We start from the raw sequence: 3,558 nt of genomic DNA, 5'->3' as shown, positions 1-3,558 counted from the left end.
GGACGGACCTGCGCGATCCGCGGCCCGTCACGGGCTGAGCGGCCGGGCCCGGCGGGCGGCGCGCGGGCCGGACGGCGCGCGGCCCCCGCCCGGTACGGTGCGGCATGACCCTGGAGGAGTTCAGCGCCGTCCTCCTGGTGTCGTCCCTGGTGCTGCTGGCGGCCGTGCTGGCCGTGCGGCTGTCCGCGCGCACCGGCCTGCCCTCGCTGCTGCTGTACCTGGGGCTGGGGCTGCTGCTGGGCGAGGACGGCCTGGGCGTGCAGTTCTCCGACGCGCGCCTGGCGCAGCTGCTCGGCTACGGCGCCCTGGTGCTCATCCTCGCCGAGGGCGGGCTGACCACGCGCTGGAGCGCGGTGCGCGACGTGCTGGCCCCGGCGGCCGTGCTCGCCACCGTCGGCACCGCCGTCTCCACCGTCGTGGTGGGCGCCGGGGCGCACCTGCTGCTGGGCCTGCCGTGGCCGCTGGCCCTGCTCGTCGGCGCCGTCGTCTCCTCCACCGACGCCGCCGCGGTGTTCTCGGTGCTGCGCTCGGTGCCGCTGCCGCGGCGCCTGACGGGCCTGCTGGAGGCGGAGTCCGGCCTGAACGACGCCCCCGTGGTCATCGCGGTGCTGGCGCTGACGGAGGTCGTCACCGGGGAGAGCCCGCACGCCTGGTGGGAGCTGGTGGCCGAGGCGGTGCTGGAGCTGGCGGTGGGCACGGCCGTGGGCGTGGCGGGCGGCTGGGCCGGGGCGGTGCTGCTGCGGCGCACCGCGCTGCCGAGCTCGGGGCTGTACCCGCTGGCGGTGCTGGCGCTGGCGGTGGGCGCGTACGCGGCGGCGGACCTGCTGCACGGCTCGGGGTTCCTGGCGACCTACCTGTGCGCGCTGGTGCTGGGCAACGCGCGCCTGCCGCACCGGCACGCCACCCGCGGGGCGGCGGAGTCGGCCGGCTGGCTGGCGCAGATCGGGCTGTTCGTGGCGCTGGGGCTGCTGGCGGCGCCCTCGCGGCTGCCGGCGGCGGTGGGCGAGGCGCTGCTGGTGGGGCTGGTGCTCACGGCGCTGGGCCGGCCGCTGTCGGTGCTGGCGAGCCTGCTGCCGTTCGCGCGCGGGCCGCGGCGCACGAGCCCGGCGGAGCTGGTGTTCCTGTCGTGGGCGGGGCTGCGCGGGGCGGTGCCGGTGGTGCTGGCCACGGTGCCCGCGGTGGCGGGCGTGCCCGGCGCGCAACGGCTGTTCGACGTGGTGCTGGTGCTGGTGGTCGTCTTCACGCTCGTGCAGGCGCGCACGCTGCTGCCGCTGGCGCGGGCGCTGCGGCTGGTGCCCACCGCCCCCACCGCCGAGCTGGACGTGGAGGTCTCCCCGCTGGGGACCCTGTCGGCGGACGTGGTGCGGGTGCGCGTCGGGGAGGGCTCGCACCTGCACGGCGTGGAGGTGTTCGAGCTGCGGCTGCCGGCGGGCGCGAACGTGACGCTGGTGGCGCGCGACGGCGCCACCTTCGTGCCCGGTGCGCGCACCGCGCTGCGCCGCGGGGACGAGGTGCTGGTGGTCACCGGCACCGCCGAGCGCGCCGCGGTGGAGGAGCGCCTGCAGCAGGTCAGCCGGCACGGCAAGCTGGCCGGCTGGCGGGGCGGGTCCACCGGACCCCACGGCACTCACTCGGAGTGATGGGCCGCATACGATCCGCCCATGCGTCGTCGCACGGTCCTCGCCGGAGCCAGCGCCCTGCTGCTCACCCCCGCCACCGCCGGGGCCGGGGCCGCGCGCACCGGGCGCAGCGCGGGCACCGGCGCCCTGCCGCCCGGCCTGCCCGACGCGCACCTGCTCGCCGCCGCCCCCGGCCGCGTCGAGCTCTCCCGCACCACCCTCGCCGTCGCCCCCGGGCTCGTGCTGGAGCGCCTGGCCACCCTCGACGCCGCCGGCGCCGTGCGCAGCTCGCTGCTGCGGCTGGCGCCGGGCACCGGCACCGGCCCGGCGCTGCTGCAGCGCAGCCTCTCCGAGCCGCGCACCCCCGCCGAGCTGGCCGCCGCCGCCGGCGCGGTCGCCGCCGTCAACGGCGACTTCTTCGACCTCGACCGCACCGGCACCCCCGACGGGCCCGTCGTCCTGGCCGGGCGCGCCCTCAAGGCCGACGCCGCCACCCAGCGCGCCGTCGGCGTCGAGGCGGCCGGCCCCGGGTGGGCCGGGCGCGTCGGCGACGTGCGCCTCAGCGGCACCGCCACCGTCGGCGCCCGCACGCTGCCGCTGTCCGCCCTGGGCACCCGGACCCTGGCCCCCGACGCCCTGGCCCTGTTCACCCCCGACTGGGGCCCCGGCGACCGGGCCCTGGCCGCGCCCGGGCCCGGCGCGCTGGAGCTGGAGGTGCGCGGGGGCCGCGTCAGCGCCGTGCGCGCCCCCGGCCGCACCCCCGTGCCGCCCGGCGGCGCCGTGCTCGTGGCCACCGGCGCGGTCGCCGCCGCCCTGGCCGGCACCGCCCCCGGCACCCCGGTGAGCACCGCCGTCGACGTGCGCGTGGACGCCCTGGCGCCCGGCTCCGGCGGCTTCGCCCTCGGCGCCCGCCTGGAGCTCGTGCGCGACGGGCGCCCGGCGCCGATCGACACCGCCGACCCCACCTGGTCCGCGCTGCGCGCGCGCACCGCGATCGGCTGGAGCCGCGCCGGGGAGCTGCTGCTGCTCACCGTCGACGGCGGCACCGCCCGCTCGCGCGGGCTGAGCGCGGTGGAGACCGCCGAGCGGATGCTCGAGGCCGGCGCCGACGGCGCGGTGATGCTCGACGGCGGCGGTTCCGCGCAGCTGGTGGCCCGGCCGGGCGGGGCGGCCGGCGTCGCCGTGGTCGGCGAGCCCTCCGACGGCGCCCCGCGCCCGGTGGCCAACGCCGTCGGGCTGCTGGCCCCGCCCGCCGACGGCCGCGCCACCGGCCTCCTCTGGCGCGGCGGGCCCCCGCGGCTGTTCCCCGGCGCGCTGCTGCCCGTGGAGGTCGTGGGCACGGACTCCTCGGGCGCGCCCGCGCCGCTGCGAGGGCTCGTCGCCGGCGGCGACGACGTCGACGGGCCCGACGTCACCGCGGTGGAGGGCACCCGCCTCGTCCTGCGCGGCACCTCCCCCGGCGAGGGGTGGGTGCGGGTGGACGCGGGGGCCGTCGGCGCGCGGCTGCCGGTGCGGACCCTGGGGCACCGCGCCGGGCTGGCTCTGGAGCCGGTGCCCGTGCTGGCCGGTCCGGGGGCGGTGGCCGACGTGCGCGTCACCGGCCGCGACGCCGAGGGCCACCGGGGCCCGCTGGACCCCGCCGACGTCGCCGTCACCGCCGACCCCGCGCACCTGCTCGTCGCGGCCCTGCCCGGCGGGCTCGTGCGGCTGACCGCCACCGGCGCCGGGCCCGCCGCGGTGCCGGTGGTGCTCAGCTCCGGGCCGGTGCGCACCACGGTCGCCGTCGCCGTCGGCTCGCTGCCCGTGCCCGCCGACCCGGTGGCCGACCCCGCGCGCTGGAGCGCGGCCGCCACCCGCGCCACCGCCTCCCTGACCCCCGTGGCCGTCACCGACCTGCCCGGCGTGCGCAGCGCGCTGCGCACGCCGGGCAGGTCGGTGA

At 80.7% G+C, this 3,558-nt stretch carries 2 protein-coding genes; both read left to right on the top strand.

Translation table 11 applies throughout. From position 1 onward, the window contains the following. Positions 1 to 104: 104 nt before the first annotated feature. A complete protein-coding gene (locus GTR00_RS16890; RefSeq protein WP_166612750.1) occupies positions 105 to 1,640 on the top strand; it encodes a potassium/proton antiporter in 1,536 nt (511 codons plus the stop codon). 21 nt (positions 1,641 to 1,661) lie between these two features. Continuing rightward, positions 1,662 to 3,558 (top strand): phosphodiester glycosidase family protein (locus GTR00_RS16885; protein WP_166612749.1); only part of this gene is annotated, 1,897 nt, incomplete at its 3' end.

The organism is Kineococcus indalonis (genome assembly GCF_009906395.1).
GTDB lineage: Bacteria > Actinomycetota > Actinomycetes > Actinomycetales > Kineococcaceae > Kineococcus > Kineococcus indalonis.
The sequence above is the reverse complement of the archived record's forward strand: the minus strand, read 5'-3'. Positions and strand labels throughout refer to the sequence as shown.

Bases quoted from the DNA above. Each gene is read 5' to 3' on its own strand.
- GTR00_RS16890 (WP_166612750.1), top strand. From the start codon at position 105: ATGACCCTGGAGGAGTTCAGCGCCGTCCTCCTGGTGTCGTCCCTGGTG.